The organism is Acidovorax sp. M14 (assembly GCF_049331375.1).
GTDB lineage: Bacteria > Pseudomonadota > Gammaproteobacteria > Burkholderiales > Burkholderiaceae_C > Acidovorax.
Genome location: NZ_CP186263.1, coordinates 4,573,086 through 4,600,000, shown reverse-complemented (window position 1 = coordinate 4,600,000; position 26,915 = coordinate 4,573,086). Strand labels below are relative to the sequence as shown.

The following is a 26,915-nucleotide window of genomic DNA, read 5'->3' as shown; positions in this document are numbered from 1 at the left end:
GATGGGAAACAGGTCAATATTCCTGTACCGATCAATAGTGCGATGTGGGGACGGAGAAGGTTAGCTCAGCCAACTGTTGGATATGTTGGTTCAAGCCTGTAGTCGTGCCTGGTAGGCAAATCCGCCGGGCTTAGATGAGGGGTGATAACGAGTCTGCTTGCAGACGAAGTGAGTGATACCCTGCTTCCAGGAAAAGCCACTAAGCTTCAGCTATTGACGACCGTACCGCAAACCGACACTGGTGCGCGAGATGAGTATTCTAAGGCGCTTGAGAGAACTCAGGAGAAGGAACTCGGCAAATTGATACCGTAACTTCGGGAGAAGGTATGCCCCAAGTAGGTGAACTCGTACAGAGGGAGCCCAACGGGGTTGCAAAAAATCGGTGGCTGCGACTGTTTAATAAAAACACAGCACTCTGCAAACACGAAAGTGGACGTATAGGGTGTGACGCCTGCCCGGTGCTGGAAGATTAAATGATGGGGTGCAAGCTCTTGATTGAAGTCCCAGTAAACGGCGGCCGTAACTATAACGGTCCTAAGGTAGCGAAATTCCTTGTCGGGTAAGTTCCGACCTGCACGAATGGCGTAACGATGGCCACACTGTCTCCTCCTGAGACTCAGCGAAGTTGAAATGTTTGTGATGATGCAATCTCCCCGCGGAAAGACGGAAAGACCCCATGAACCTTTACTGTAGCTTTGTATTGGACTTTGAACAGATCTGTGTAGGATAGGTGGGAGGCTTTGAAGTGAGGACGCTAGTTCTCATGGAGCCAACGTTGAAATACCACCCTGGTGTGTTTGAGGTTCTAACCTAGGTCCATTATCTGGATCGGGGACAGTGCATGGTAGGCAGTTTGACTGGGGCGGTCTCCTCCCAAAGCGTAACGGAGGAGTTCGAAGGTACGCTAGTTACGGTCGGACATCGTGACGATAGTGCAATGGCATAAGCGTGCTTAACTGCGAGACTGACAAGTCGAGCAGATGCGAAAGCAGGACATAGTGATCCGGTGGTTCTGTATGGAAGGGCCATCGCTCAACGGATAAAAGGTACTCTGGGGATAACAGGCTGATACCGCCCAAGAGTTCATATCGACGGCGGTGTTTGGCACCTCGATGTCGGCTCATCTCATCCTGGGGCTGTAGCCGGTCCCAAGGGTATGGCTGTTCGCCATTTAAAGAGGTACGTGAGCTGGGTTTAAAACGTCGTGAGACAGTTTGGTCCCTATCTTCCGTGGGCGCTGCAGATTTGAGGAAGCCTGCTCCTAGTACGAGAGGACCGGAGTGGACACACCTCTGGTGTATCGGTTGTCACGCCAGTGGCATTGCCGAGTAGCTAAGTGTGGAAGAGATAACCGCTGAAAGCATCTAAGCGGGAAACTCGTTTCAAGATGAGATCTGCCGGGGCCTTGAGCCCCCTAAAGAGTCGTTCAAGACCAGGACGTTGATAGGCTGGGTGTGGAAGCGCAGTAATGCGTTAAGCTAACCAGTACTAATTGCTCGTGCGGCTTGACCCTATAACTTTGATAGCCAACACGCACACCACAATGGTTGTGTGAAAAGCTCAAAGTCTGTTATGCCAAGTTAGACGCAGTCAAAAGACACAAAATCTGATTCCAGACTCTATGAATTCGTTGTGTTGCCACAAAAGCAGCACGACAACAAGTTATGCCTGATGACCATAGCAAGTTGGTCCCACTCCTTCCCATCCCGAACAGGACAGTGAAACGACTTTGCGCCGATGATAGTGCGGGTTCCCGTGTGAAAGTAGGTCATCGTCAGGCTCTTACAGCCCAGAAAACCCCAGTCTCATAAAGACTGGGGTTTTTTGCTTTGTAGAACACGAAAACGCGCCAAGGCCAATAGACGCTACTCGGTGACATGCGCTACTAGATGGGCCTCCGCCTCATCGGGCTGCAAGACGCGCGCGCATACCTAAGCCACTCGGGCTGTTGAGATCAGCGCCGACGAATTGGGACAAATCCACTCCCTCCCATCGAACACAGAGTGAACCGATCGGAAGAACCTCAGAACCTCGCGAGAGGCGGCGTTCATTCCTATGGCGCGTGCAATTTGCCGCTTCCCCCGTGCCGATGCATCGCCTGCATCAGATAGGCAGCCGCCGACCTTGCTCAAACACCAGCAGTTCTCCTTTGCCGAAGGCGGTCCACGTTTCGTTGGTGGTGAGAGGACTGGTCACGATCACTGCCACCTGATCGTTCTCCCCAGTTTCCTTCGAAAAATCCAGCTGAAGGTCTTCGTCACTCAGATGCGCGGCGCCGAAGGGGTGGCGGCGCTCAATGTAGTGGAGGTGGGTGGAGGCGTGTGCCCACAAGGCCTGGCCATTGGAAAGCAGAAAATTGAATGTGCCGTGGGGCGCTATGCGTGCAGCGAGTTCCTTGAGCGTTAGCGTCAGTTCGGGAACGGAGGGCACGCTGGCGTGCGATTTGGCCAACTCTTGCATGATCCAGCAAAACGCGTGTTCGCTATCGGTATCTCCTACGGGTCGGAAATGCGAATGCAGGCGAGGGCGGAAATCTTTCAGGTCCCCGTTGTGGGCAAAGACCCAGTAGCGGCCCCATAGCTCCCGCACGAACGGGTGGCAGTTCTGCAGGCTCACCACGCCCTGGGTGGCTTTGCGAATGTGGGCGATGACGTTCCGGCTTTTGATGGGGTAGCGGCGAATGAGTTCGGCCACTGGAGAATCCACCGCCGCCAGATGGTCCACGAAGTGACGAAGCCCCTTGTCCTCAAAAAAAGCGATGCCCCAGCCGTCGGTATGGTGGTCGGTCTTTCCGCCGCGTTGCGCAAAGCCCGTGAAGCTAAAGGTCACATCCGTGGGCACATTGCAGTTCATGCCGAGCAGTTGGCACATAGCGAAGGTTCCGTTTCTTTGATTTCTTGAAAGGCTTGACGGGCTACTGTGTGTACCTGTCCCTTCAAGCATCAGTACAAGGTGTTCCCGCCGTCACGTCAATCTGGCTGCCGCTCGCGCAGCTGCCAGGCTGCTACAAGCGCCAGACCGCACAGAAAAGTCAGCATCAAAAAGGTTTCACCGAACGCTGCAATGCGCGCCGGGTTGCTGGCCCCGGCTGTCAACGAGGTGCCATGCGCGCCGAGCCGCCATTCAAGCACGATACCGCACAGGCTCACCCCGGCTGCACCGCCCAACATGCGCAAGAAACCGATGGCGCTGGAGCCTTGCGAGATCAGCGATTTGTCCAGCGGGCGCATGGAGCCCAGATTCAGCGACGGCAGAATGAACCCGAGTCCGATGCGCCCCAGGATCGCAAAAGCGACCAGCATCCATAGCGATGAGCCAAGGCCCACAAACACCATCAGTCCAAATGACAGGGCTAGCAAACCCAGCCCGGTGCTGACCAGCAAATGGGTCGGCTGCCGGTCCGCCAGGCGGCCCACCACTGCGATGGTGGCGGCCAATACAAACCCCGCCGGCAGCATGAGGGTACCCACGTGCGATGCTGACAGTTCCAGCCCCAGTTGCATGAACACCGGCAGCAGATACGTGGAGCCGAACAAGGCTGTGCCGTAAATGTAGGCCACCACACTGCCCATGGCGAACTGGCGGTATTGAAAAAGGCGCAGGTCCATGAGGGGCTTGCGCCCGATGCGCAGCAGCCTGCGTTGCCAGGCAATGAAACACGCGACGGCCACCACCGCACCGATCAGCAGGCCCGCCGCCTCGACGTGAGAGCCGCCATGCAGCGACACCAGCCCGTTCAGTAGGCACAGCGTTCCCACCGTGCCCAGCAGAAGGCCTCGCCAGTCCAGCGCTTGGCCTTGCCGGTTGGCCTCGACCCCTCCGGGGGCGGTGACCGGCACAAACTTGTAGGCCAGCCAGATAGAGGCCAGGCACAGCGGCACCACCATGAAAAATATGGAGCGCCAGCCAAACCAATCCACTAGCAAACCGCCCATGCTCGGGCCAATGGCCGGCGCCAGCACGACGCCCATGCCAAAGATGCCGCTCGCGCGCCCCTGCTCATGGGGCTGGAAGGCATACAGGATGATGACGGCGGGGATAGGCTGCACGACACCCGCTGCCAGTCCCTCGGCGACACGTGCGGCCAGCACCAGGCCAAAGTCGCGCGCCAGACCGCCCCCCACGCCGCCAATGAGTAGCAGCAACATCGCGCCCACATAGGTCGCGCGGTAACCGTACCGCGACAGCAGCCAGGGGGTGGTGAGCATGGACACGGTGGTGGCCACCATGAAGCCGGAGGTGACCCACTGGGCGCGCTCCTGGCCCAGCGCGAAGTAATGGCTCATGTCCGGAATCGCCACGTTGACGATGGTGGAGGACATGATGGAGGCCATGGTGCCGACCATGACGGATAGCAGCAGCAGCCACCGGTAGCGCTCGCCATAGCGCTCGCGCAATACAGCCAAAGACCCCGAGGCGTTAGTCATGAAGCGATCAAATGCTGAAGCAACACCACGGAGTCAATGAGGACGGGGCGCATCGCTCAGGACGTGCGCTCCAGCCAGAGCTTGCCGCCAGTGGCCCAGTTTTCGCGCTTCACATCGGTGATCAGGATGTCCACCGACTCGGGCGAGCCGCCCAGAATTTCGACGGATACGCGGGTGATCTCTTCCACCAGCTTCTTCTTCTGCTCGACCGTGCGGCCTTCCATCATTTCGATGTGGTACGTGGGCATGTCTTGTTCCTTCGCGCGCTGTGAAGACAGCGAAAAGCCCAAATCATATCGGCGAAGGCGGGTCGCCGGCGGCGGAGGGGTGCTGCGCGACGGACGCGGACGCACCACATGCCGCGCAGATACAGACCTTGCCGCGTGCTTCCTGTGGCAAAGCGGCCAAGGCCGCCGGATCGATGGCCAGCGTCATGCACCAGCACCTTTCTGCTGGGCGACCCGCTGCGATGGCGCATTCATTGGACTGTCCACACAGCGGGCAGACAGACGGGGTGAGAGGGGTGGAGCGTGCTGCGGGCATGGTGAGAAGCGCGTGGGCGCCGGTGTCAGTGTACGGCGCGGCGCTATCCGCGCGCGGCCGCTGCGTCCCATCCACGTCAATGAAGAGATCTACAGTGCCTCCCAAACAAAAATAGCCGCAAGCGCATATTGTGATTGCGCTAGCAGCTATCAAAATTGGAGCGGGCGACGCCAGGAACATGGCGCCGACTGCCATCGGGAATCAGGCTGCTTGCGCTGCCTTCAGCTTCAGGCGCCAGGCGTGCAGCAGTGGCTCGGTGTAGCCGCTCGGCTGCTCCATGCCCTTGAAGACCAGGTCGCACGCCGCTTGGTAGGCCATGCTGGTATCGAAGTGGCCAGCCATGGGGCGGTACAGCGGGTCACCCGCGTTCTGCTGGTCCACCACGGCGGCCATGCGTTCAAAGGTCTCGCGCACCTGGGCTTCGGTCACCACGCCGTGGTGCAGCCAGTTGGCCATGTGCTGGCTGCTGATGCGCAGCGTGGCGCGGTCTTCCATCAGGCCCACGTTGTGGATGTCGGGCACCTTGGAGCAGCCCACGCCCTGGTCCACCCAGCGCACCACATAGCCCAGGATGCCCTGGGCGTTGTTGTCCAGCTCCTGCTGCTTTTCGGCGTCGCTCCAGTTGGGGGCGGCGGCCACCGGCACGGTGAGCAGGCCGGTCAGCAGGTTGTCGCGCTCGGCGTTCACATCGGTCTTTTCCAGCTCGATCTGGATGTCGCTCACCTTCACCTGGTGGTAGTGCAGCGCGTGCAGCGTGGCACCCGTGGGGCTGGGCACCCAGGCGGTGTTGGCACCGGCCTTGGGGTGGGCGATCTTCTGCTTGAGCATCTCGGCCATCAGGTCGGGCATGGCCCACATGCCCTTGCCGATCTGCGCCTTGCCGCGCAGGCCACAGGAGAGGCCCACGAGCACGTTGTTCTTCTCGTACGACTGGATCCAGGCGCTGGTCTTCATGTCGCCCTTGCGCACCATGGGGCCAGCGTGCATGGCGGTGTGCATCTCGTCGCCCGTGCGGTCGAGGAAGCCAGTATTGATGAACGCCACGCGGCTCGATGCAGCGGCGATGCAGGCCTTGAGGTTGACGGAGGTGCGACGCTCCTCGTCCATGATGCCCAGCTTGACGGTGCTGTCGGGCAGGCCCAGCAGCTTCTCGACGCGGCCGAACAGCTCGGCGGCAAAACCCACTTCGGCGGGGCCGTGCATCTTGGGCTTGACGATGTAGACGCTGCCCTTGCGGCTGTTGCGGATGCCGTTGGCGCCGTGGCCTTGCAGGTCGTGCAGGGCAATCGCCGTGGTCACCACCGCATCCATGATGCCTTCGGGGATTTCGCGCGCGACACCTTGCGCGTCGGTCCAGAGGATGGCCGGGTTCGTCATCAGGTGGCCCACATTGCGCAGGAACATCAGCGAGCGGCCATGCAGGCGCACTTCGCCGCCTTGGGGGCCCGTGTAGATGCGATCAGGGTTCAGCCCGCGCGTGAAGGTCTTGCCGCCCTTGGCGACCTGCTCGGTCAGCGTGGCCTGGATGATGCCCAGCCAGTTGCTGTAGCCCAGCACCTTGTCTTCGGCGTCCACGGCGGCCACGGAGTCTTCCAGGTCCAGGATGGTGGAGAGGGCTGCTTCGAGCACCAGGTCGCTCACGCCCGCGGCATCGGACTGGCCGATGGGCGTGCTGCGGTCGATCTGGATATCGAGGTGCAGGCCGTTGTGCTGCAGCAGCACCGACGACGGCGCGGCGGCATTGCCCTGGTAGCCCTTGAACTGCGACGCGTCCTTCAGGCTTGTGGTGCTGCCGTTGGCCAGTGAAACCACCAGCTGGCCGCCTTCCACCTTGTAGCCCGTCGAATCCTTGTGCGAGCCCGAGGCCAGGGGCGCTGTGTCGTCCAGCACCTGGCGCGCAAACGCAATCACCTTGGCGCCGCGCACGGGGTTGTAGCCCTTGCCTTTTTCGGCTCCGCCTTCTTCGCTGATGGCGTCCGTGCCATACAGCGCGTCATACAGGCTGCCCCAGCGCGCGTTGGCGGCGTTCAGCGCATAGCGTGCGTTCAGGATGGGCACCACCAGCTGCGGGCCGGCCTGGGTCGCCAGCTCGTCGTCCACGTTGGCGGTGGTGGCCTTCACGTCGGCAGGCTGGGGCACCAGGTAGCCGATCTTTTCCAGAAAGCTGCGGTAAGCCACCATGTCCTTGATGGGGCCGGGGTTGGCCTTGTGCCAGGTGTCCAGCTCGGTCTGCAGGCGGTCGCGCTCGGCCAGCAGGGCGATGTTGCGCGGGGCCAGGTCGGACACGATGGCGTCAAAACCTTTCCAGAAGGCGGCGGCGTCCACCCCCGTGCCGGGCAGCACCTTGTCTTCGACAAAGCGGTACAGGGAGGTGGCCACTTGCAGGCCGTGGACTTGGGTGCGTTCGGTCATGGGGTGCCTCAAGAAGAGTGGTGAAAACGGAGATCAATGAAAAACGGTGCCCGCAACAGCAAGCCATGGACAGACTGTATTGCAAATGTTTGCCCACATAAATACGCTGAAAATCTCTAAACCAGTGACTTTTACGCAAAACTGAGCGTGGTCCGTAGTCACCCTGAATGGTGCTTTGGCCCGTTACCCACTACGCTGCGCGCACAACAAACCCACCGGGAGACAAACCCATGCAGGCACCCCTGGACGCCAGCGCGCTCAACGCGGCCCACAAGAACAAGATCGTGAGCGCCGCCGATGCCGTGCAGCTCATCCACGACGGTGACACCGTGGCCACGGGCGGCTTCGTGGGCATCGGCTTTGCCGAGAGCATTGCGGTGGCGCTGGCCCAGCGCTGGGAAGCGACACAGACGCCGCGTGACCTCACGTTGGTCTACGCCGCAGGCCAGGGCGACGGCAAGCAGCGCGGCCTCAACCACCTGGGCCACGCGGGCCTGCTCAAACGCGTGATCGGCGGGCACTGGAGCCTGGTGCCCCGCATCCAGAAGCTGGCGGTGGACAACCAGATCGAGGCCTGGAACCTGCCGCAGGGCGTGATCACGCACCTGTTCCGCGACATCGCTGCGGGCAAGCCCGGCACGCTCACGCGCGTGGGCCTCGACACCTTTGTGGACCCGCGCCACGGCGGCGGCAAGCTCAATGCGCGCACCACCGAAGACCTGGTGCGCATCCTGCCCATCGACGGGCAAGACTATCTGTTCTACAAGGCCTTCCCGATCCACGTGGGCATCATCCGCGCGAGCACGGCCGACGCTGACGGCAACCTCACCATGGAGCGCGAGGCGCTCACGCTCGAAGCCCTGGCGATTGCCATGGCCGCGCGCAACTCGGGCGGCGTGGTCATCGCGCAGGTCGAGCGCATTGCCGAGCGCGGCACGCTCAACCCCCGGCAGGTCAAGGTGCCCGGCGTGCTGGTGGACGCCGTGGTGCTGGCCACCGAGCCCGCGCACCACCACCAGACCTTTGCCGAGCCCTACAGCGCTGCGTTTGCGGGCGAACTGCGTGTGCCCATGGACACGCTGGAGGCGATGCCGCTGACCGAGCGCAAGATCATCGCCCGCCGCGCGGCGCTGGAGCTGCGCCCGCACCAGGTGGTCAACCTGGGCATCGGCATGCCCGAGGGCGTGGCCAACGTGGCGGCCGAAGAGCGCATCATCGACCTGGTCACGCTCACAGCCGAGCCCGGCGTGATCGGCGGTATCCCCGCCGGCGGGCTGAACTTTGGCGCGGCGGTGAACCCGCAGGCCATCATCGACCAGCCCAACCAGTTCGACTTTTATGACGGCGGTGGCCTCGATATCGCCATCCTGGGCCTGGCGCAGGCCGACCAGCACGGCAACCTCAACTTGAGCAAGTTCGGGCCCCGCCTGGCGGGTGCGGGCGGCTTCATCAACATCAGCCAGAACGCCAAGACCGTGGTGTTTGTCGGCACCTTCACGGCGGGAGCATTGCAGGTCGAGACGGTGGACGGCCACCTGCACATCCTGCACGAAGGCGGCGCGCGCAAGCTGGTGCGCGAGGTCGAGCACCGCACCTTCAGCGGGGCCGAGGCGCTGCGGCGCGGCCAGCGCGTGCTGTATGTGACGGAGCGCTGCGTGTTCCGCCTGGTGCCCTCGGGCGAGGCGGATGGTGGCGGTGCGCTGGAGCTGATCGAGCTGGCCCCCGGCATCGACCTGCACCGCGACGTGCTGGCCCACATGGCGTTCACGCCGCGCATCAGCCCTGGCCTGCAGACCATGGACCTGCGCCTGTTCGAGCCCGGCCCGCTGGGCCTGCGCGAGCAACTGCTCAACCGCCCGCTGGTGCAGCGCTTTGAGCTGGACGCCGCGCGCCAGCTGCTGCACATCGACTTCTCGGGCCTGCAGATCAACACCGCCAGCACCATCGACGCCATCGAGCAGGAGGTGCGCCGCCTGCTCGCCCCGCTCGCCGCACAGGGCGAGCGCGTGGGCGTGATCGTGAACTACGACCACTTCACCATCGCTCCCGACCTGGCCGACGCCTACACCGCCATGGTCCACGGCCTCACGCGCGACCTTTACACCGAGGTCAAACGCTATGGCACCGTGGGGTTCCTCAAGTCGCGCCTGGTGTGACGTGCGGGGGTTGCTGGTTCACTATCATTTGTGTAGCTGCTCAGGCATGTTGTACTAGCGCATGCGGCCTGTTTGGCTTCAAAACCGATCACAGGCCATACCTGAGTCTGCCACCAGGCCCTTCGCCGCTTTATCTCCATAATCAGCGCCCATGGACAAACTGAAGGCCTTCGAATCGTTTGTGTCGGTGGCAACACGCGGTAGCCTCACCGCTGCGGCCAAGGCCGAGGGCGTGGCCCCGGCCATCATGGGCCGGCGGCTCGATGCGCTGGAAGAACACCTGGGCGTGAAGCTGCTGGTGCGCACCACGCGCCGCATCAGCCTCACGCATGAGGGCAGTGCGTTTCTGGAAGACTGCCAGCGCCTGCTGTCCGATGTGGCCAATGCCGAGGCCAGCGTGTCCGAAGGGGGCGTCAAGGCCACGGGCCATTTGCGCATCACCGCGCCCGCCGGTTTTGGCCGCCGCCATGTGGCGCCGCTGGTGCCACGTTTTCGCACCGCTCACCCGGACGTGACCATCTCGCTCAACCTCAGTGACCGCGTGGTGGACCTGGCGGGCGAGGGCTATGACTGCGCCGTGCGCGTGGGCGACCTGCCCGACTCGTCGCTGGTCAGCGTGCGCATCGCCGACAACCGCCGCCTGTGCGTGGCCACACCCGCCTACCTGCAGCGCCACGGCACGCCGCGCCACCCCAGCGAGCTGGTGCAGCACGACTGCCTCACGCTGTCGAGCGAGGCCTCGCAAACACGCGGCTGGGCGTTCCGCATGCCGGTCGAGGGCGGTGGCACCGAGGTCATCCACCTCAAGCCTGGCGGTCCGCTCGATTGCTCGGACGGGCAGGTGCTGCACGACTGGTGCCTGGCGGGCTACGGCATCGCCTGGCGCAGCACCTGGGAGGTCGAGGCCGAGATCGCCGCCGGCCGCCTGGTGGAGGTGCTGCACGATTTTGCGGCGCCGCCCAACGGCATCTATGTGGTGTTCCCGCAGCGCAAGCACATGCCGCTGCGGGTGCGGCTGTGGATCGAGCACCTCAAGCACCAGTACGCACAGCCCACGTTCTGGAAAGGCCCGCAGGCCGGCGGCTGACGGCCCCCGTGGCAGACTGCACACACTCCATGTCCACCGCGCCCACCCTCCTCGTCGCTGACGACCACCCGCTGTTCCGTGCGGCTGTGCTGCACGTGCTGCGCGAGCGGCTGCCCCAGTTCCGCACGCTCGAGGCCGCCAGCGCCGCCACGCTGGGCCAGGCGCTGCAGGACCACCCCGAGGTCGAGCTGGTGCTGCTGGACCTGAGCATGCCTGGCACACGCGGCTTCTCGGCCCTGCTGCATGTGCGCGGCGAATACCCCGAGCTGCCCGTGGTCATCATCTCGTCCAACGACCACCCCCGCGTCATCCGCCGTGCCCAGCAGTTTGGTGCGGCAGGCTTCATCCCCAAGTCCGCGCCCGCCGACGCCATGGGCGACGCCATCCAGGCCGTGCTGGACGGCGGCAGCTGGTTCCCGCCCATGGCGGCCGAGCGCTCCGAGGCCGATGCGGAGCTGGCCGCGCGGCTGGCGCAGCTCACGCCCCAGCAGTTCCGCGTGCTGCTCTGCCTGGCCGATGGGCTGCTCAACAAACAGATCGCGGCCGCGCTGGGGCTGGCCGAGAACACGGTGAAGGTGCATGTCACCGCCATTCTGAAAAAGCTGGAGTGCTACAGCCGCACGCAGGCGGCGGTGCTGGTGAAGAGCCTGGAGACAGAGTCCACTGCGTGAGCGGCCGGGCGTGTCTGCGCCAAGTGCGTGGCGCAGATCCGAATCGATGGCGTGCTACAGCGGAAGGAACGTGTACACGGAGTCGAACGGGTAGCTGCCGTTGGTGCGCTCCGAATGGACGTGCAAGCCGTCCTCCTTCAGCACGCCGTTCATCTTGAACGCGCCAAACGAGGCTTTGAGCCGTGCGCTGAACGCGTTGTCGCCAGGTTTGTAGGTGCCTTTGACGATGAAGGAGTCGCCAGTGCCAAAGCTCTCCATCGCAGCGCGGGCCTGGAAGCGGCCCCCGGTGCTTTGCCAGAAGATCTTTCCGTCGGCCGTGAAGCACAGGTAGGTCCAGCCCTTCTCCCGCTTCGTCTCGTACACGCCGTCAAAGCGCACGCCAGATGGGCACTGGACGGGGGCGCCGGGTTCCGGGGGGGTTAACGCAAGCGTTCGGGCTTCGCTGCCATCGGCGAGGTACAGCACATGGCCTTCTGGGTCGAAGATGTGTACGCCATGTTCCTGGGCCATGGCGCGCAGCTGCTGCAGCCGGTCGGTGTTGAACTCGCGCAGCTCGAACGCCATGGCGAGCACCGGCCCTGTGGGTGGGTTGTTGTCAAAGCCTTCGTACCAGATGGCGCTTTCGGCGCCGTCTGTCGGCCAGGCTTGCAATAGATGCTCAAAGAAGGCCGCGATGCGCGCAGTGGGGGCCTTTTTGCTGTCCTGCCATTTCTCCACAAAGTCTGCCGCCGCGTCTGCGCTTTTGGCACGCGGTGCATCCATCGCATACAGAATCGCTTCGCTCATCTTTCCGTCCTCCGCTTCGGTGTGGGGGGGGGGCCGCCCTGCAGTGTCTGCGTGGCGCGGGCGGCACCTCGGGTGTTTTGGTGGCAATGTACTTTACGAGAGCCTGCGCTGCTTCGGTCGGTGCAATGGTGTTTCCGCCTGCCTGTCTGCACGCGACAGGGTTTACTTTCTATTGCTTTCCCCCAGCCGCAGCAGTGTCTGGCTCATCAGCGCCCGCAACGCCGGGGAGCGCACTGGCTTGGCCAGAAAGCCCCAGCCGCGCTCGGCCGCCTGGCGGCGCAGGGTGGCGTCACGTTCGGCGGTGACCAGGATCACAGCGGGTGTCTGGCCCCAGCGCTGGCACAGCTGCGCGAACACTTCGGGGCCGTGGAGGCCCGCCCCCAGGTGAACGTCCAGCAGCACCAGCTGCGGTGCCTGGCCGGGCTGGGCGGCTGCCAGGGCCTCGGGTGCGCCAGCGGCCAGCGGCACCGTGCAGCCCCAGCGCTGCAGCAGGGCCTGCGTGGCAGCGCAGGTGGGGCCGTCGTCGTCAATGACCCAAGCGCTGCTGCCTTGCAGGGGTGCGTCGTCACTGGGCTGTAGTGTGGTGGCGGGGGGCGCAGCCTGCTGTGCGGCGGCGGGGTTGCCCAGCGGCACACACACCCAGAACACGCTGCCGCGCCCCAGTTGCGAGCGCAGGCCAATTTCGTGGCCCAGCAGGCGGCCCAGGCGTTCGACGATGGCCAGGCCCAGGCCTGCGCCCCGGTCGTCGGCGCGGCCTTCGTCCAGGCGGCGGAATTCTTCAAAGATCTCGCGTTGTAATGCCTCGGGGATGCCGGGGCCCTGGTCGTGCACCTCGATGCGCAGGTGGTCGCCCATCCTGCGGCAGCCCACCACAATGCGCCCGCGTCGGCTGTAGCGGATGGCGTTGGAGACAAAGTTCTGCAGGATGCGGCGCAGCAGGTTTTCATCGGTGCGCACTACGGCGCGTGTGGGCACGCAGCGCAGCTTTAACCCCTGGCTTTCGGCCAGCACGCCGAAGTTGTGGCCCAGCACCTGCAAGAGCGGGCCCAGCGCCACGTCGTGGATGTGCACGTCGAACTGGCCCGATTCCATGCGCGAGATGTCGAGCAGGCTGTTGAGGATGGCGTCCTGCGCGGTCAGGGCGCCGTCGATGCTGTCCACCGCGTGCCGTTCGGCATCGCCCGGCAGATGGCTGCGCAAGAGCGAGGTGAACATGCGCGCGGCGTTCAGGGGCTGCAGCAGGTCGTGCACAGCGGCGGCCACAAAGCGGGTTTTGGAGCGGTTGGCCTGCTCGGCCTCGCGCCGCGCAGCGTCCAGGTCGCGGGTGCGGTCGGCCACGCGTTGCTCCAGTGCGTCGGCCAGCGATCGCAGCTCGCGTGCGGCGTTCTTGTAGCTGGTGATGTCGGCGTAGCTGGTCACAAAACCGCCCTCGGGCAGCGGGTTGCCCCGGATCTCCAGCACCGTGCCGTCGTCCTTGGCGCTTTCGTGCAGGTGGGGGGTGCCGCTGCGCAGGTGCGCCAGGCGGCGTTCGATGGCTTCTTCCACCGGGCCCGGGCCCAGCAGGCCCCGGCGCGCGTTGTGGCGCATCAGGTCTTCAATGGGGCGGCCCACCTGCATCAGGTCGGCGGGGTAGCGGAACAGCTGCACATAGCGCGAGTTCCACGCCACCAGCTTCAGGTCGGCGTCGATGATGACCACGCCCTGGGGCAGGTGTTCCAGGCTGCGGGAGAGGCCCGTGTCCGTTTGTTGCGCGGCTTGCTGCGCGGCCTGCACGATGCCGTCCTGCGCGGTGCGCAGCTCCTGCGCGTGCTGTTGTAGCACGGTCTCCAGCTCCTGGCGGCTGCGCTGGCGCAGGCGGGCCAGGCGCTGGCGCTGCCGCACAAACAGCACCAGCAGCGACAGAGCCAGCCAGCCGCCGCCCCCGGCTGCGGCCGCCCAGCGGCTGTCGGCAATGCTGCTGTGGGTGGTGTGCACCAGGTGCAGTTGCCAGGGCGTGCCGGGGAGGGGCTGGGTCAGCCACAGCATGCGGCCGGGCGGGGCGGGCATGTCCGCGGACGGTTGCACGCGCACCAGCCGCCCGCCGTTGTCCAGGCGGTCGTCCACGCGCACGTCGAGCGGGCGCAGCGGCTGGTCGGAATATTGCCGCGTGGCGTTCAGCTCGCGGCGCTCCTCGTCGTCCAGCGGCTCCAGCAGGCGGTAGCGCCATGCGTCCTGGCTGGCGAGAAAGACCACGCCATGCGCGTCCGACGCGAGCACGATGTCGGGTGTCTGCAGCCATTCGCGCTCCAGCTCCTGCAGCGCAATCTTGATGGCCACCAGCCCCAGGATGTGGCCGCGGTCGTCACGGATGGCCTGCGACAGGAAGTAGCCCGGCTCGCCCGTGGTCACGCCAATGCCGTAGAAGCTGCCGCGCCCCTGGGCCAGCGCCTGCTGCACATAGGGGCGAAAGCTGTAGTCCACGCCCACGTTGCTGGTGGCCGTGCGCCAGTTGCTGGCGGCCACGGCCAGGCCGTCGCGATTGAGCAGGGTGAGGGTGGAGGACTGGCTGGCGCCGTTGGCCTGCTCCAGCTTGCGGTTGAGCTGCGCTACCTCGTCGGTGCTCAGGGTGCGGCGCAGGGCGTCCTGCAACTGCGCGTCCAGGGCCAGCACCTCGGGCAGGGTGCGGTAGCGGTCGATGCGCTGGGCCAGCGTCTGCCCGTACAGGGCCAGCTGGCGCTGCACGCTCTCGCTTTCGTCCAGCAAGGACCGGTGCCAGGCCCACTGGCCGGCCGCGAACATGCTGGCCACCGTGCCTGCTAGCAGGATGAGCAGCGTCCAGAACTGGCGAAGGCGGGGCGTGGGCATGGGAATCCAGCGAGGTGGTTGTGCGGCATCAAGGCCAATTGGGTGCGGGTGGGAGTGTGCTGCACCAGGCTGGGGACTAAGTAGTTACCCTGATTTGGTGCACGCTTTCTCCTATGAAGCCGCTCTCGACTAATACCAATAGGTTATCGGCTGAAACAAAGTGCAGCGGTACAAACGGCACCCTTGAAGCGCGCCGGAGGCACCCCGGTGGTGCAGACCCGTGACCCCAGGAGACCCGTTCCATGCACAACCATTCCGCTCCCGCAGCCTCGACCTTGAAGCTGCCTTTTTATCGGCAACTGTACTTCCAGGTGGTGTTCGCCATCGTGCTGGGCGTGCTGCTGGGCCATTTCGAGCCGTCCTACGGCGAGGCGCTCAAGCCGCTGGGTGACGCGTTCATCAAGCTGGTCAAGATGATCATCGCCCCGGTGATCTTTCTGACCATCGTGACCGGCATCGCGGGCATGTCGCAGCTCTCCACCGTGGGCCGCGTGTTCGGCAAGGCCATGGCGTACTTTCTGTTCTTCTCCACGCTGGCCCTGGTGGTGGGCCTGGTGGTGGCCAACGTGGTGCAGCCCGGCGCGGGCATGAACATCAACGTGGCCGACCTGGACCAGACGGCGGTGAAGGGCTACGTGGCGAAGTCGCACGAGATGACGCTCACGGGCTTTGCCATGGACATCATCCCCAAGACGCTGGTGAGCCCGTTTGTGGGCGACAACATCCTGCAGGTGCTGCTGGTGGCCGTGCTGTTCGGCATTGGCCTGGCCATGGTGGGTGAGGCAGGCCGCCCGGTGCTGAACTTTCTGGACGCGCTGACGACGCCTGTGTTCAAGGTGGTGGGCATCGTGATGAAGGCCGCGCCTCTGGGTGCGTTTGGTGCCATGGCGTTCACCATTGGCAAGTTTGGCCTGGGCTCGCTGGTCAACCTGGCGTGGCTGGTGGGCTCGTTCTATGTCACCTCGCTGCTGTTTGTGGTGGTGATCCTGGGCTTTGTGGCGCGCCTGTGTGGCTTCTCGGTGTTCAAGCTGATCCGCTACCTCAAGGCTGAGCTGATGCTGGTGCTGGGCACGTCTTCGTCGGAATCCGCCCTGCCGTCGCTGATGGAAAAGATGGAAAAGGCGGGTTGCAGCAAATCGGTGGTGGGTCTTGTGGTGCCCACGGGCTACTCGTTCAACCTGGACGGCACCAACATCTACATGACGCTGGCCGCGCTGTTCATCGCCCAGGCGACCAACACCGAGTTGACGCTTGGCCACCAAGTGGCGCTGCTGCTCGTCGCCATGCTGTCGTCCAAGGGCGCGGCGGGCGTGACGGGCGCGGGCTTCATCACCTTGGCCGCCACCCTGGCCGTGGTGCCCGAAGTGCCCGTGGCCGGCATGGCGTTGATTCTGGGCGTGGACCGTTTCATGAGCGAATGCCGCTCGCTGACCAACTTCATCGGCAACGCCGTGGCCACGGTGGTCGTCTCCCGCTGGGAGAACGCGCTGGACCAGGACCGCCTGGACGCGGCGATGAACGGCCATCCGCTGCCGCTTGCAGTGTCTGCGGCCTCGGCCCCCGTGGTGTCGGCGGATGTGCCTGTGGCGACGGTGGCGCGCACCGTGGCTTGATGGCGGGTACTTGCTGAATCAGCGCTGCCAGCGGCGCGGGCTTTCGGGCCCGCGCCGCTTCTTTTTGGAGCGGTCAGGCCCGCGCCATCGCGCACAATGGTGGCCCTGCCGGATGGCACTGCGAGCGCTTGGCGCGGCGCAGTGGCCTCGGGCGCTACAAGGAATCCGCACCATGACCCTCGAAGCTATCCTGGCCGCCTTTCACCTTCTGGCCATCCTGACCTTTGTGGTTTTTCTGTCCAGCCAGGCGGCGCTGTGCCGTATCGAGTGGCTCAACGCCGCCGTGGTCGAGCGCCTGGCCCGGCTGGATGTGATCTACGGTGTGGCCGGTGCGGTCATGATTGGGAGCGGCGTGGCCCGGTTGATCTGGGGCGTGAAGGGCGCTTCTTGGTACCTGTCGCAGCCCCTTTTTCACATCAAGATCACCCTGGTGCTGGCCATGGTCCTGCTGTCGTTTGTGCCCTCGGCCGCGTTCCGCCGCTGGCGCCAGAACCTGCGCAGCACCGGTGCGCTGCCGCCCGCCGCAGAGATCGCGCGGGTCCGCCGCCTGGTGATGATCCAGTCGCATGTGCTGCCCGTGGTGGCTGTGATTGCGGTGTTCTGGGCGCGCGGCTGGTAAGCGCAAATACCCCCCAATAAAAAAAGCCCGCCCGGCTTGATGCCGGCGGGCTTTTCTTTGTCTGAGCCGGTGGCGCTGCACCGGGTATGAACTTACTTCACTTCTTCAGGCAATCGCTCATGAAGGCCTTGCGCTCGTCGCCCTTGAGGGTCTTGGCCTTGGCATCGGCGTTGCAGGTTTTCATCTTGTCTTGCTGGGTGGCGGGTTTGTTGCTCAGACAGGTCTTCATGAAGGCTTTGCGCTCGTCGCCCTTCATGTCTCCAGCGTCCTTGTTGCAGGTCGCCATCTTCGATTGCTGTTTGGTAGGGGCCTTGGCGTCTTCGGCGGCGTGGGCACCAAAGCCCAGTGTCAGCGCCAGGCCGAGTGCAGTCAGGGAAAGAAGCTTTTTCATGGAATCTCCTGGTGTGAATGCGTTATGGGGGGTCCCGGTGGCATTGCACCATAGAACATGGCGTGCGACAACGCGCACAAGTCATGACAACCTTGTACGGGGCTTGGAGGCCGCTGCCGCGTGAAAGGCTTTCAGTGCCGTCTGGATTTGCCGGGGGTCGTGCGCCAGCCCGCCGAGGGCAAACACCACATCACCCCGTTGCTGCCAGCGTTTGAGTGTCTTGATGATCACGCCCAGCGCAGAGTCCTTGTGGCCGGGTCGCAACTTGACCAGGATCACGCCTTCGTAGTCGTCCAGGTGCACTCGTTCCATGGCTTCCCAGGGCACGGTGTGCGGGTCGTCCTGGCGCAGATCGGTGATGCCGGTGGCATCAATGACAATTGCAGGGTCTTGCTCCCGGTAGGCCTCCAGAGCGGACCGGCCCAGGGTTCCGCCCACACAGAAGGAGACGAACGCGGCACACAGAAAGAGGATCGTGAGCAGCCGGTCGTTCGATGCCAAAGCCCCATAGAGCGAGAACGCCAGGCATATCGCCATCAGCAGCACAAAAGGCACCTGAAACACCATAGTCCAGCGGCGCCGGTAGAGCAGGATGGGTTGGGGCGGCATGTGCAATCTCCCGTTGAAAGGGCACAGCGACTTATTGTGCCTTTGGCTGCGGGACGCTACCCCGGCGGTTCGTCTGGCGCCCCGCCGCTGGCGGGCCCGTAAAATCCGCCGATGCTCACAGCCAAAAATGAATTGCTCGCTGCGCTCGCGGCCGAGCTGGAAAACCTGTCCCCCGGCGCTGGCGCCAAGGCAGCCTTTGAATCTCCCAAGGTGGCGGCCCATGGCGACTTCGCCTGCACTGCGGCCATGCAGCTGGCCAAGCCGCTCAAGCTCAACCCGCGTGCACTGGGCGAGCAGCTCAAGGCCGCGCTCGAAGCCACGCCTGCTTTTCAACGCTGGGTGTCCGCCATTGAAATCGCAGGCCCGGGTTTTTTGAACATCCGCCTGCAACCTGCCGCCAAGCAACAAGTGGTGCGTGAGGTGCTGACAGCCGGTGAACGCTTCGGTTACCAAGCCAGCAACGGCCAGCAGGTGCTGGTCGAGTTCGTGTCGGCCAACCCCACGGGCCCGCTGCACGTGGGCCACGGCCGCCAGGCCGCGCTGGGCGATGCGATTTGCAATCTGTTCAGCACCCAGGGCTGGAAGGTGCACCGCGAGTTCTATTACAACGACGCGGGCGTGCAGATCGACACCCTGACCAAAAGCACGCAGCTGCGCGCCAAAGGCTTTAAGCCCGGCGACGAGTGCTGGCCCACCGACAGCGACAACCCGCTGGCCAAGAACTTCTACAACGGCGACTACATCGCCGACATTGCCGAGGCCTTCAAGGCCAAGGCCACCGTGAAGGCCGATGACCGCGAGTTCACCGCCAATGGCGACGTGGACGACTATGACAACATCCGCCAATTTGCGGTGGCCTACCTGCGCAATGAGCAGGACAAGGACCTGCAGGCCTTCAACCTCCAGTTCGACGAGTACTACCTGGAGTCCAGCCTGTACACCAGCGGCCGCGTCGAGGCCACGGTGAACAAGCTCATCGCCAACGGCAAGACCTACGAGCAGGACGGCGCGCTGTGGCTCAAGAGCACGGACTACGGCGACGACAAGGACCGCGTCATGCGCAAGCAGGACGGCACCTACACCTACTTCGTGCCCGACGTGGCCTACCACATTGCCAAGTGGGAGCGTGGCTTCACCAAGGTCGTCAACATCCAGGGCACAGACCACCACGGCACCATTGCACGCGTGCGCGCCGGCCTGCAGGCGGCCGATGTGGGCATCCCCAAGGGCTACCCCGACTACGTGCTGCACACCATGGTGCGCGTGGTCAAGGGCGGCGAAGAGGTCAAGATCAGCAAGCGCGCGGGCAGCTACGTCACGCTGCGCGACCTGATCGAATGGACCAGCAAGGACGCCGTGCGCTTCTTCCTGCTCTCGCGCAAGCCCGACACCGAATACACCTTCGACGTCGACCTGGCCGTGCAGCAGAACAACGACAACCCGGTGTACTACGTGCAGTACGCGCATGCGCGCATCTGCTCGGTGCTGACCGCCTGGGGCGGCGATGTGGCGTCCCTGCGCGACGCCGATCTGGCTCCGCTCGACGGCCCGCAGGCCCAGGCGCTGATGCTGCAGCTGGCCAAGTACCCGGCCATGCTGACGGCCGCCACCGAGGGCGAGGCGCCGCACGACGTCACCTTCTACCTGCGCGACCTGGCCGCCAGCTACCACAGCTATTACGATGCCGAGCGCATCCTCGTGGACGACGAGGCTGTGAAGAAGGCGCGCCTGGCGCTGGTCGCTGCCACCGCCCAGGTATTGCACAATGGCCTGGCGGTGCTGGGCGTGTCGGCCCCGGCCAGAATGTAAGCAGTTACTACCAATATGAAAAAGCAACAGACGGGCGGGACCATTGTCGGCTTCATCGTCGGGGTCATCGTGGGCCTGGGCGCGGCGCTGGCCGTGGCCGTGTACGTGACCAAGGTGCCGGTGCCGTTCCTGAACAAGGGCAACGGCCGAGGCGCAGACATGGACGCTGCGGAGTCCCAGAAGAACAAGAACTGGGACCCGAACTCGCCGCTGTATGGCAAGAACCCGGCCCGCCCTGCGGCGCCTCCGGTGGCCGCAGCTGCGTCAGCTCCTGCATCGGCACCGGCGCCTGAGGTGCGCGCCGCCGCATCGGCCGCCAAGCCTGCCGCGAGCAAGCCAGACGCGAAAGCCGAGGCCAAGGCAGAGAGCAAGCCGGGCGCAGACCCGCTGGGCGATCTGGCCGTGGCCAAGGCAGCCGCCAAGGGCAGCGTGGACCCGTTTGACTACTTTGTGCAGGCTGGTGCCTTCCGCACCCAGGCCGACGCCGACGCCCAGCGCGCCAAGCTGGCCATGCTGGGCTGGGAGGCCCGCGTGAGCGAGCGTGAGCAAAATGGCCGGGCGGTGTTCCGGGTGCGCATCGGCCCCTTCACCAAGCGGGACGATGCCGAGGTGCTCAAAGAGAAACTCGACGGCGCCGGGCTGGAATCGGCGCTCGTGCGCGTGCAGCGCTGAAGCGCTTGCAAAAGCGGCGCCACCGCCAGGGCTGAACTTTTTGTAAAGGGATGTCTCACATCCCGCATACCTGAACCAGGAGAGTCTTTGTCATGAAACGCCGTGAGTTTTCTTTGTCCGCCGCCTCGGCGGTTGCCGCTTCTGCCCTGACGCTGCCAGTGGCCAACCCCGCCATGGCGCAAGCCCGCCAGTTCAAGGAGGGCAAGGACTTCAAGCGGCTGGACAAGCCCGTCGCTCCCGATGCCCCCGCCGGCAAGGTCGATGTGATCGAGTTCTTCTGGTACAGCTGCCCCCACTGCAACGCCTTCGAGCCCACGCTGGACGCCTGGGTGAAGGCCGCGCCCAAGGACCTCTCCATCCGCCGCGTGCCCGTGGCGTTCAACGCCAGCTTCGTGCCCCAGCAAAAGCTGTTCTATACGCTTGAAGGCATGGGCAAGCTCGAAGCCCTGCATGCCAAGGTCTTCCGCGCCATCCACGTGGAAAAGGCCAAGCTCGCCAAGGACGACGAAATCCTGGCCTGGGTGACCCAGCAGGGCGTGGACGTGGCCAAGTTCAAGGAGGTCTACGGCTCCTTCAGCGTCGCCAACCAGGTGCGTCGCGCCTCGCAGCTGCAGGATTCGTACGGTGTCGAAGGCGTGCCATCCATGGGCGTGGCGGGCAAGTACTACACCGACGGCACGATGGCCGGCAGCATGCAGACCGTGCTGCAGGTGGTTGAATACCTGGCCGCCACGGCGCGCAAAGCCTGACGAGTGGCCGACCCTGTCGGCAAGCTGTCCCAAAGGCCCGCGGATGCGGGCTTTTTTTCGGGGTAGGTACCATCGGGTGGCTACAATCATTGCAAGATTCGTGCCCTATGACCCACCGCCTACTCCCCCTCCTTGTGCTCGCAGCCCTGACCGGCCTTGCGGGTATGGCACATGCCGAAAAGGCAGACCGTGCCAAGCCCATGAACATCGAGGCCGACGCCCTGCGGCACGATGAACTCAAGCAGACCAGCGTGTTCTCGGGCCGCGTGGTGATGACCAAGGGCACCATCGTGCTGCGCGGCGCGCGGCTGGATGTGCGCCAGGACGCCGACGGCTACCAGTACGGCGTGGTCACGGCCGAGGCAGGCAAACGGGCGTTCTTCCGCCAAAAGCGCGACACCGTGGCCGGAGCGCCGGATGAGTTCATCGAAGGCGAAAGCGAAGTCATCGAATACGACGGCAAGGCCGACAACGTGCGCTTCATCACCCGCGCCGAACTGCGCCGCTACCGTGGGTCGGTGCTGAACGATGAGATCACCGGCGCCGTGATCGTTTACAACAACCTCACCGACGTGTTCACCGTCGATGGCCAGAAGGCGCCTGCGTCTTCGGCTGCGGCCGGCGACGCCCCCACGTCTGGCGGCCGCGTGCGCGCCGTGCTGGCACCCAAGGACCCGCCGCCCGGTACGGCAGCCCCCGCCAAGGCGCCCGAGTCGCCCGCACCGGCGCTGCGCCCCAGCAACACCCTTGGCGGCGGCGCCAAGTGAGCGGGCCCGTGGTGAGTACTGGTCCCGAGACCCCGGCGACCCCTGCGAACAGCCGCCTGGGGCCCGATTCGCACTCGGGCAGCCGCCTGGAGGTGCAGCACCTGGCCAAGTCCTATGGCAGCCGCAAGGTCGTTAAGGACGTGTCCCTGGAGGTGCAAAAAGGCGAAGTCGTGGGCCTGCTGGGCCCTAATGGCGCGGGCAAGACCACATCGTTCTACATGATCGTGGGCCTGGTGCGCAGCGATGCGGGTGACATCCGCATCGACGGCCAGTCCGTGGCCCACATGCCCATCCATCGCCGGTCGCGCCTGGGGCTGTCGTACCTGCCGCAAGAAGCCTCCATCTTCCGCAAGCTCACCGTCGAAGAAAACGTGCGCGCCGTGCTGGAACTGCAGCGCGCCGATGACGGCCAGCCGCTGTCGCGCGATGCCATCGAAGAGCGCCTGACGGCCCTGCTGCAAGAGCTGCGCGTGGACCACCTGCGGGCTTCACCTGCACTGGCGCTGTCTGGCGGCGAGCGCCGCCGCGTCGAGATTGCGCGTGCCCTGGCCACCCAGCCGCGTTTCATCCTGCTGGACGAGCCCTTTGCGGGCATCGACCCCATCGCCGTGATCGAGATCCAGCGCATCATTGGCTTCTTGAAGGCGCGCGGCATCGGCGTGCTCATCACCGACCACAACGTGCGCGAGACCCTGGGCATTTGCGACCACGCCTTCATCATCAGCGACGGCCGTGTGCTGGCGCAGGGTACGCCGTCCGAGATCGTGGACAACGCCGAAGTACGCCGCGTGTACCTGGGCGAGCATTTCCGCATGTGATGAAGCCTGGACTGTCGCTGCGCGTCTCGCAGCACCTTGCATTGACCCCTCAGCTCCAGCAGTCCATCCGACTGCTGCAGTTGTCCACGCTCGAACTCTCGCAGGAAGTCGAGCAGATGCTCGACGAAAACCCGTTCCTCGAACGCAATGCGGACGAAGCCCCGCGCGAGGAATTTGGCCTGGAAGCCGCCGACACGCCCGCCCAGGCCGACGACTACAGCGCAGATGATGCTATGTTTTCAGGAGCTTCTGGCGCAAGCAGCACTAGCGCTGACAGCCAAAACGACACTGAAATCTCCGGGGGGGGCTCGGACGAGCCCGACTGGAGCGGCGACGGCACCGTCGAGATGGCGCCCAACGATGCCGAGTGGGGCGGCGACGCCCCGGCGCGCACCCGCAACGACGCCGAAGGCGACGAGGCCGATGCCACCGAGCTGGCCCGATCGCACGAGTCGCTGACGGCCTTTTTGCACCGCCAGGCGCTGTCGCTGCGCCTGTCCGAAGTGGACACGGCCGCGCTGCGTTTTCTCATCGAATCGCTGAACGACGACGGCTACCTCGAAGAGCCGCTGGAAGAGCTGGCCATCAGCCTCGCCGGGCCCGACGACCTAGAACAGATCGAAGAACTGGTGCACCGCTTCACGGTGGCCCAGCGCCTGCTGCAAAGCCTGGAGCCTGTGGGCGTGGGCGCGCGCAACCTGTCCGAATGCCTGACGCTGCAGCTCACGGCGCTGGCGGCCGACGAAGATAGCGACGCCGACCCCGAGACCGTGCAGACCGCTTTGCGCATCTGCCAGCAGCCGCTGGAGATGCTGGCCCGCCGCGACATCCGCCGCCTGACGCAGCTGTGCAGCGAAGGCGGCGTGGCTGGAGAAGAGCGCACCCGCGCTGCCATGGCACTCATCGCCCGCCTGGAACCACGCCCGGGCCGCAAGTTTGCCGACGTGGAGCGCAACATCATCGTGCCCGACGTCATCGTGCGCAAAGCTGGTCGCGCCAATGGCAGCGGCCAGCAGAACTTCATCGTGCAGCTCAACCCCGACGTGATGCCCCGCCTGCGCGTGCATGACATCTACGCAGGCGCCCTGCGCGGCCACAAGGGCGGCGAAGGCCACCAGGGCATGCAGCAGCGCCTGCAGGAGGCGCGCTGGTTCATCAAGAACATCCAGCAGCGCTTTGACACCATCCTGCGCGTCTCGCGCGCCATCGTCGAGCGGCAAAAGAACTTCTTCACCCACGGCGAGCTAGCCATGCGCCCGCTGGTGCTGCGCGACATTGCCGACGAACTGGGCCTGCACGAGTCCACCATCAGCCGCGTCACCACCGCCAAGTACATGGCCACGCCGATTGGCACCTACGAGCTGAAGTACTTCTTTGGCTCCGGCCTGGGTACCGAAACGGGCGGCAATGCATCGAGCACGGCGGTGCGCGCACTGATCAAGCAGTTCGTGTCGGCGGAGAACCCGGCCAAGCCGCTGTCCGACAGCCAGATCGCCGAGATGCTCAAGGAGCAGGGCATCGAATGCGCGCGCCGCACCGTGGCCAAGTACCGCGAGGCGCTCAAGATCGCGCCGGCGAATTTGCGCAAGGCGTTGTAGCCGCCTCGGCAGCTGGCGCACGGCGCGTCTGCGATGCCGTACCTTTTCTGTTGTTTCCGTATTACCTACCGCAGCCCACCATGGCCCGCATCGTCTTTGACCTTCCCGCGTACTTTGGCTTTGCCACCGAGCTGCAGATCTACATCAGCCACGTGAACCAGGGCGGGCATCTGGACAACGCGCAGCTGCTCACCCTGGTGTCCGAAGCACGCGTGCGTTTCTTCCAGTCGCTGGGCTACCCCGAGGCCGATGTGGGCGGCCTGTCCATCGTGGTCGGCGACATCGTGGCGCAGTACAAGTCCGAAGGTTTCCACGGCGAGACCATGCGGGTGGAGATGGCGCCGGCAGACTTCAATCGCTACGGCTTTGATCTCGTCTTCTGCATGACCGAAAAGGCCTCGGGCCGTGAAGTGGCGCGCGGCAAGATCGGCATCGTCTTCATCGGCAAGGCCAGCCGCAAGGTCGCCCCCATCCCGGACTCAATCCGCCAGCTGCTGCTGGCCCGCGCGGGGGAGCCCGGTTCCCCCGCAGTGCCCGAGCGCGTATCCTCCCCATCGACATGAACCAACTCCAACTTTTTCTCCCTTGCGCCGCGGGCGTCGAGGGCTTTCTGGCCGACGAGGTGCATGGCATCACGGGCCTTACGGGGCAAGACCTGCTGGTGGGCCGGGGTGGCGTGCTCTTGCGCGCCTCGTGGCGCCAGGCCATGCAGCTCAACCTGCACAGCCGCTTGGCCCAGCGCGTACTGGTGCAATTGGCCCACCGCCCGTACCGGTCTGAGAACGACCTCTACAACATGGCCAGCGATGTGGCCTGGGAGATCTGGTTCACCACGCGCCAGACCTTCAAGGTCGAAGTGACGGCCCAGCACAGCCCGCTGCAGAGCCTGAACTTTGCGGCCCTCAAGGTGAAAGACGCCGTGGCCGACCGCTTCCGCCACAAGAGCGGCGTGCGCCCCGATGTGAACACCCAGTGGCCCGACGTGCGCATCCACCTGCACCTGACCACCGACGAAGCCACGCTCTACATCGACACCTCGGGCGAGCCGTTGTTCAAGCGCGGCTGGCGCGAGGACAAGGGCGACGCGCCGCTCAAGGAAACCCTGGCTGCCGCCATGATCGCCGCCAGCGGGTGGGACCCGCACGGCGACAACCCCCAGCCCCTGTACGACCCTTGCTGCGGCAGCGGCACCATCGTGGTCGAGGCCGCGCAGATCGCCTGCCGCATCCCCGCAGGCATGCTGCGGCGCTTTGCGTTTGAAAAGCTGCTGCCGTTCCAGGCACATGTCTGGGGTGCTATCAAAAACGAAGCTGAAGGCGCAATATGTACTAGCGCTGTACCCATATTTGGCAGTGATGTGGCCTTCCGTATGGTTGATTTTGCGCAGCGCAACGCCGAGCGCGCGGGCGTGGCCCAGGCCGTGCAGCTGCGCGGGGGCGACGCCCTTCAGCGCATGCCGCCCTGCGACCAGCCCGGCGTGATGCTGCTCAATCCACCCTATGGCGAGCGCATTGCTGCAGCCGGTACCGCCGGCCGCAACGCCAGCGAGCGCGCCGCCGACCGCGCCCAGGGCCTGGCTGTGGGCCGCGAAGAGGCGCAGACCGAAGACGGCGGCGAGTTCTTCAGCCAGCTGGCCACGCACTGGAAGAAGAACTACAGCGGCTGGACGGCCTGGATGCTCACGCCCGACCTGAAACTGCCCGGCAAGATGCGCCTGAAGGAATCGCGCCGCGTGCCCATGTGGAACGGCCCCATCGAATGCCGCATGTTCCGCTTCGACATGATCAAGGGCGCCGTGCGCGACCGGGCCGCCAAGGCCGCCCCCAACGGCGGCCCGCGCCATGAAGGTTGAACTGCGCCTGCCCGCCGAGGCGCCAGCGAACGAGCCCGCGCGCCCCGTGGTGGTGGACACCAACGTCGCGCTCGACCTGCTGATCTTCAGCGACCCGCGCACCGCCCCCCTGCGCACGCTGCTGGCCCAGGGACGCCTGGCCTGGATCGCCACCCAAGTCATGCGCGACGAGCTAGAGCGTGTGCTGGCCTACCCGCACATCGTTGAGCGCATGAACTACTACCGCGTGGATGCCTCGCAGGTGCTGGCGGCGTTCGATGCGCAGGCGCGCCTGGTGGAGATCGCTGCCAAGGTGGCCTATGTGTGCAAGGACGCGGACGACCAGAAGTTCATCGACCTGGCGGCGGCGCACCGGGCGATCTTGCTGAGCAAGGACAAGGCGGTGATCTGTATGCGCAAGCGGCTGGTGAACCTGGGGGCGGATGTGGCGACGGAAGTCGTACTGGGTGTCGATGTGGTATGCGCATAAAATCTGCGCATATGCTCTGCTGG

23 protein-coding genes and 2 rRNA genes (1 of these 25 only partly in view) are annotated in these 26,915 nt (G+C 64.7%); 16 read left to right on the top strand and 9 right to left on the bottom strand.

What is annotated here, in order from left to right; genetic code table 11:
• Nucleotides 1–1,513, top strand: a 23S ribosomal RNA gene (locus ACOYR4_RS21510) (it extends 1,366 nt beyond the left edge of the window).
• A gap of 154 nt (nt 1,514–1,667) precedes the next feature.
• Nucleotides 1,668–1,780 (top strand): 5S ribosomal RNA (gene rrf / locus ACOYR4_RS21505).
• A gap of 323 nt (nt 1,781–2,103) precedes the next feature.
• On the opposite strand, the gene ACOYR4_RS21500 is transcribed toward rrf, so the two are convergent.
• From ACOYR4_RS21500 to ACOYR4_RS21480, 5 genes are all read right to left on the bottom strand, one after another.
• Nucleotides 2,104–2,871, bottom strand: coding sequence for a class II glutamine amidotransferase (locus ACOYR4_RS21500; RefSeq protein ID WP_291444450.1), 768 nt, complete (start codon nt 2,869–2,871; stop codon nt 2,104–2,106).
• Nucleotides 2,872–2,969: 98 nt separating this feature from the next.
• Nucleotides 2,970–4,427: a DHA2 family efflux MFS transporter permease subunit gene (locus ACOYR4_RS21495; protein ID WP_422847991.1), complete on the bottom strand. Its 1,458-nt coding sequence runs from the start codon at nt 4,425–4,427 to the stop codon at nt 2,970–2,972.
• Between the two features lie 56 nt (nt 4,428–4,483).
• Nucleotides 4,484–4,675, bottom strand: coding sequence for a 4-oxalocrotonate tautomerase (locus ACOYR4_RS21490; RefSeq protein ID WP_015016108.1), 192 nt, complete (start codon nt 4,673–4,675; stop codon nt 4,484–4,486).
• A 43-nt stretch (nt 4,676–4,718) separates the two neighbouring features.
• The gene (locus ACOYR4_RS21485; protein WP_422847990.1) at nt 4,719–4,970 is read right to left on the bottom strand and encodes a cysteine-rich CWC family protein; all 252 of its coding nucleotides are present in this window, start codon (nt 4,968–4,970) and stop codon (nt 4,719–4,721) included.
• A 201-nt stretch (nt 4,971–5,171) separates the two neighbouring features.
• Nucleotides 5,172–7,382: a malate synthase G gene (locus tag ACOYR4_RS21480; RefSeq protein WP_422847989.1), complete on the bottom strand. Its 2,211-nt coding sequence runs from the start codon at nt 7,380–7,382 to the stop codon at nt 5,172–5,174.
• A gap of 230 nt (nt 7,383–7,612) precedes the next feature.
• On the opposite strand from ACOYR4_RS21480, the gene ACOYR4_RS21475 reads away from it, so the two are divergent.
• The 3 genes from ACOYR4_RS21475 (at nt 7,613) to ACOYR4_RS21465 (ending at nt 11,296) form a co-directional block, all read left to right on the top strand.
• Nucleotides 7,613–9,538 carry an acyl CoA:acetate/3-ketoacid CoA transferase gene (locus ACOYR4_RS21475; RefSeq protein ID WP_422847988.1) on the top strand — a complete coding sequence of 642 codons (1,926 nt, stop codon included), beginning with the start codon at nt 7,613–7,615 and terminating at the stop codon, nt 9,536–9,538.
• Nucleotides 9,539–9,689: 151 nt separating this feature from the next.
• On the top strand, nt 9,690–10,625 hold the full coding sequence (locus ACOYR4_RS21470) for a LysR family transcriptional regulator (protein WP_209820451.1): 936 nt from the start codon (nt 9,690–9,692) through the stop codon (nt 10,623–10,625).
• Between the two features lie 29 nt (nt 10,626–10,654).
• A complete protein-coding gene (locus ACOYR4_RS21465; protein WP_209820452.1) occupies nt 10,655–11,296 on the top strand; it encodes a LuxR C-terminal-related transcriptional regulator in 642 nt (213 codons plus the stop codon).
• A 54-nt stretch (nt 11,297–11,350) separates the two neighbouring features.
• Here the strand turns inward: ACOYR4_RS21465 and ACOYR4_RS21460 are convergent, their stop codons facing one another.
• Both ACOYR4_RS21460 and ACOYR4_RS21455 read right to left on the bottom strand, forming a co-directional pair.
• On the bottom strand, nt 11,351–12,082 hold the full coding sequence (locus ACOYR4_RS21460; RefSeq protein ID WP_422847987.1) for a hypothetical protein: 732 nt from the start codon (nt 12,080–12,082) through the stop codon (nt 11,351–11,353).
• Between the two features lie 162 nt (nt 12,083–12,244).
• On the bottom strand, nt 12,245–14,926 hold the full coding sequence (locus ACOYR4_RS21455; RefSeq protein ID WP_422847986.1) for a PAS-domain containing protein: 2,682 nt from the start codon (nt 14,924–14,926) through the stop codon (nt 12,245–12,247).
• 242 nt (nt 14,927–15,168) lie between these two features.
• Here ACOYR4_RS21455 and ACOYR4_RS21450 point away from each other — a divergent pair, with 242 nt between their 5' ends.
• Together ACOYR4_RS21450 and ACOYR4_RS21445 are read left to right on the top strand one after the other, a co-directional pair.
• Complete coding sequence (locus ACOYR4_RS21450) at nt 15,169–16,539, top strand: dicarboxylate/amino acid:cation symporter (RefSeq protein ID WP_343735729.1); 1,371 nt, start codon at nt 15,169–15,171, stop codon at nt 16,537–16,539.
• 172 nt (nt 16,540–16,711) lie between these two features.
• Entirely contained in the window at nt 16,712–17,158 is a 447-nt protein-coding gene (locus ACOYR4_RS21445) for a DUF2214 family protein (protein ID WP_422847985.1), read from the top strand.
• A 97-nt stretch (nt 17,159–17,255) separates the two neighbouring features.
• On the opposite strand, the gene ACOYR4_RS21440 is transcribed toward ACOYR4_RS21445, so the two are convergent.
• Nucleotides 17,256–17,549: a PsiF family protein gene (locus ACOYR4_RS21440; protein ID WP_056065216.1), complete on the bottom strand. Its 294-nt coding sequence runs from the start codon at nt 17,547–17,549 to the stop codon at nt 17,256–17,258.
• A gap of 81 nt (nt 17,550–17,630) precedes the next feature.
• Nucleotides 17,631–18,158, bottom strand: a complete 528-nt coding sequence (locus tag ACOYR4_RS21435) for a hypothetical protein (protein WP_422847984.1) — start codon at nt 18,156–18,158, stop codon at nt 17,631–17,633.
• A gap of 111 nt (nt 18,159–18,269) precedes the next feature.
• On the opposite strand from ACOYR4_RS21435, the gene argS reads away from it, so the two are divergent.
• The 9 genes from argS to ACOYR4_RS21390 all read left to right on the top strand — a co-directional run bounded on the left by argS (nt 18,270) and on the right by ACOYR4_RS21390 (nt 26,892).
• The gene (gene argS, locus ACOYR4_RS21430; RefSeq protein ID WP_422847983.1) at nt 18,270–19,967 is read left to right on the top strand and encodes an arginine--tRNA ligase; all 1,698 of its coding nucleotides are present in this window, start codon (nt 18,270–18,272) and stop codon (nt 19,965–19,967) included.
• Nucleotides 19,968–19,982: 15 nt separating this feature from the next.
• The gene (locus tag ACOYR4_RS21425) at nt 19,983–20,639 is read left to right on the top strand and encodes an SPOR domain-containing protein (RefSeq protein WP_015016095.1); all 657 of its coding nucleotides are present in this window, start codon (nt 19,983–19,985) and stop codon (nt 20,637–20,639) included.
• 92 nt (nt 20,640–20,731) lie between these two features.
• Nucleotides 20,732–21,388 (top strand): thiol:disulfide interchange protein DsbA/DsbL, encoded by a 657-nt coding sequence (locus tag ACOYR4_RS21420; protein WP_110961734.1) that lies wholly within the window; start codon nt 20,732–20,734, stop codon nt 21,386–21,388.
• 107 nt (nt 21,389–21,495) lie between these two features.
• Nucleotides 21,496–22,155: a lipopolysaccharide transport periplasmic protein LptA gene (gene lptA, locus ACOYR4_RS21415; RefSeq protein WP_110961735.1), complete on the top strand. Its 660-nt coding sequence runs from the start codon at nt 21,496–21,498 to the stop codon at nt 22,153–22,155.
• Between the two features lie 56 nt (nt 22,156–22,211).
• Nucleotides 22,212–22,973, top strand: coding sequence for an LPS export ABC transporter ATP-binding protein (lptB, locus tag ACOYR4_RS21410; protein ID WP_085944708.1), 762 nt, complete (start codon nt 22,212–22,214; stop codon nt 22,971–22,973).
• Entirely contained in the window at nt 22,973–24,571 is a 1,599-nt protein-coding gene (locus ACOYR4_RS21405) for an RNA polymerase factor sigma-54 (protein ID WP_422847982.1), read from the top strand. The genes lptB and ACOYR4_RS21405 overlap by 1 nt, the downstream gene beginning before the upstream one ends.
• Before the next feature lie 80 nt (nt 24,572–24,651).
• Complete coding sequence (locus tag ACOYR4_RS21400) at nt 24,652–25,134, top strand: acyl-CoA thioesterase (protein ID WP_422847981.1); 483 nt, start codon at nt 24,652–24,654, stop codon at nt 25,132–25,134.
• Nucleotides 25,131–26,423 (top strand): THUMP domain-containing class I SAM-dependent RNA methyltransferase, encoded by a 1,293-nt coding sequence (locus tag ACOYR4_RS21395; RefSeq protein ID WP_422847980.1) that lies wholly within the window; start codon nt 25,131–25,133, stop codon nt 26,421–26,423. Before ACOYR4_RS21400 ends, ACOYR4_RS21395 begins: the two co-directional genes overlap by 4 nt.
• Entirely contained in the window at nt 26,413–26,892 is a 480-nt protein-coding gene (locus tag ACOYR4_RS21390) for a putative toxin-antitoxin system toxin component, PIN family (protein ID WP_422847979.1), read from the top strand. The genes ACOYR4_RS21395 and ACOYR4_RS21390 overlap by 11 nt, the downstream gene beginning before the upstream one ends.
• Nucleotides 26,893–26,915 lie beyond the last annotated feature (23 nt).

Coding starts and splice junctions, on each gene's coding strand:
- argS (WP_422847983.1), top strand. CDS start 18,270: ATGCTCACAGCCAAAAATGAATTGCTCGCTGCGCTCGCGGCCGAGCTG.
- lptA (WP_110961735.1), top strand. CDS start 21,496: ATGACCCACCGCCTACTCCCCCTCCTTGTGCTCGCAGCCCTGACCGGC.
- ACOYR4_RS21440 (WP_056065216.1), bottom strand. CDS start 17,549: ATGAAAAAGCTTCTTTCCCTGACTGCACTCGGCCTGGCGCTGACACTG.
- ACOYR4_RS21425 (WP_015016095.1), top strand. CDS start 19,983: ATGAAAAAGCAACAGACGGGCGGGACCATTGTCGGCTTCATCGTCGGG.
- ACOYR4_RS21405 (WP_422847982.1), top strand. CDS start 22,973: ATGAAGCCTGGACTGTCGCTGCGCGTCTCGCAGCACCTTGCATTGACC.
- ACOYR4_RS21485 (WP_422847990.1), bottom strand. CDS start 4,970: ATGCCCGCAGCACGCTCCACCCCTCTCACCCCGTCTGTCTGCCCGCTG.
- ACOYR4_RS21460 (WP_422847987.1), bottom strand. CDS start 12,082: ATGAGCGAAGCGATTCTGTATGCGATGGATGCACCGCGTGCCAAAAGC.
- ACOYR4_RS21455 (WP_422847986.1), bottom strand. CDS start 14,926: ATGCCCACGCCCCGCCTTCGCCAGTTCTGGACGCTGCTCATCCTGCTA.
- ACOYR4_RS21465 (WP_209820452.1), top strand. CDS start 10,655: ATGTCCACCGCGCCCACCCTCCTCGTCGCTGACGACCACCCGCTGTTC.
- ACOYR4_RS21390 (WP_422847979.1), top strand. CDS start 26,413: ATGAAGGTTGAACTGCGCCTGCCCGCCGAGGCGCCAGCGAACGAGCCC.
- ACOYR4_RS21420 (WP_110961734.1), top strand. CDS start 20,732: ATGAAACGCCGTGAGTTTTCTTTGTCCGCCGCCTCGGCGGTTGCCGCT.
- ACOYR4_RS21450 (WP_343735729.1), top strand. CDS start 15,169: ATGCACAACCATTCCGCTCCCGCAGCCTCGACCTTGAAGCTGCCTTTT.
- ACOYR4_RS21500 (WP_291444450.1), bottom strand. CDS start 2,871: ATGTGCCAACTGCTCGGCATGAACTGCAATGTGCCCACGGATGTGACC.
- ACOYR4_RS21495 (WP_422847991.1), bottom strand. CDS start 4,427: ATGACTAACGCCTCGGGGTCTTTGGCTGTATTGCGCGAGCGCTATGGC.
- ACOYR4_RS21395 (WP_422847980.1), top strand. CDS start 25,131: ATGAACCAACTCCAACTTTTTCTCCCTTGCGCCGCGGGCGTCGAGGGC.
- ACOYR4_RS21445 (WP_422847985.1), top strand. CDS start 16,712: ATGACCCTCGAAGCTATCCTGGCCGCCTTTCACCTTCTGGCCATCCTG.
- ACOYR4_RS21480 (WP_422847989.1), bottom strand. CDS start 7,382: ATGACCGAACGCACCCAAGTCCACGGCCTGCAAGTGGCCACCTCCCTG.
- ACOYR4_RS21400 (WP_422847981.1), top strand. CDS start 24,652: ATGGCCCGCATCGTCTTTGACCTTCCCGCGTACTTTGGCTTTGCCACC.
- ACOYR4_RS21470 (WP_209820451.1), top strand. CDS start 9,690: ATGGACAAACTGAAGGCCTTCGAATCGTTTGTGTCGGTGGCAACACGC.
- ACOYR4_RS21475 (WP_422847988.1), top strand. CDS start 7,613: ATGCAGGCACCCCTGGACGCCAGCGCGCTCAACGCGGCCCACAAGAAC.
- ACOYR4_RS21490 (WP_015016108.1), bottom strand. CDS start 4,675: ATGCCCACGTACCACATCGAAATGATGGAAGGCCGCACGGTCGAGCAG.
- ACOYR4_RS21435 (WP_422847984.1), bottom strand. CDS start 18,158: ATGCCGCCCCAACCCATCCTGCTCTACCGGCGCCGCTGGACTATGGTG.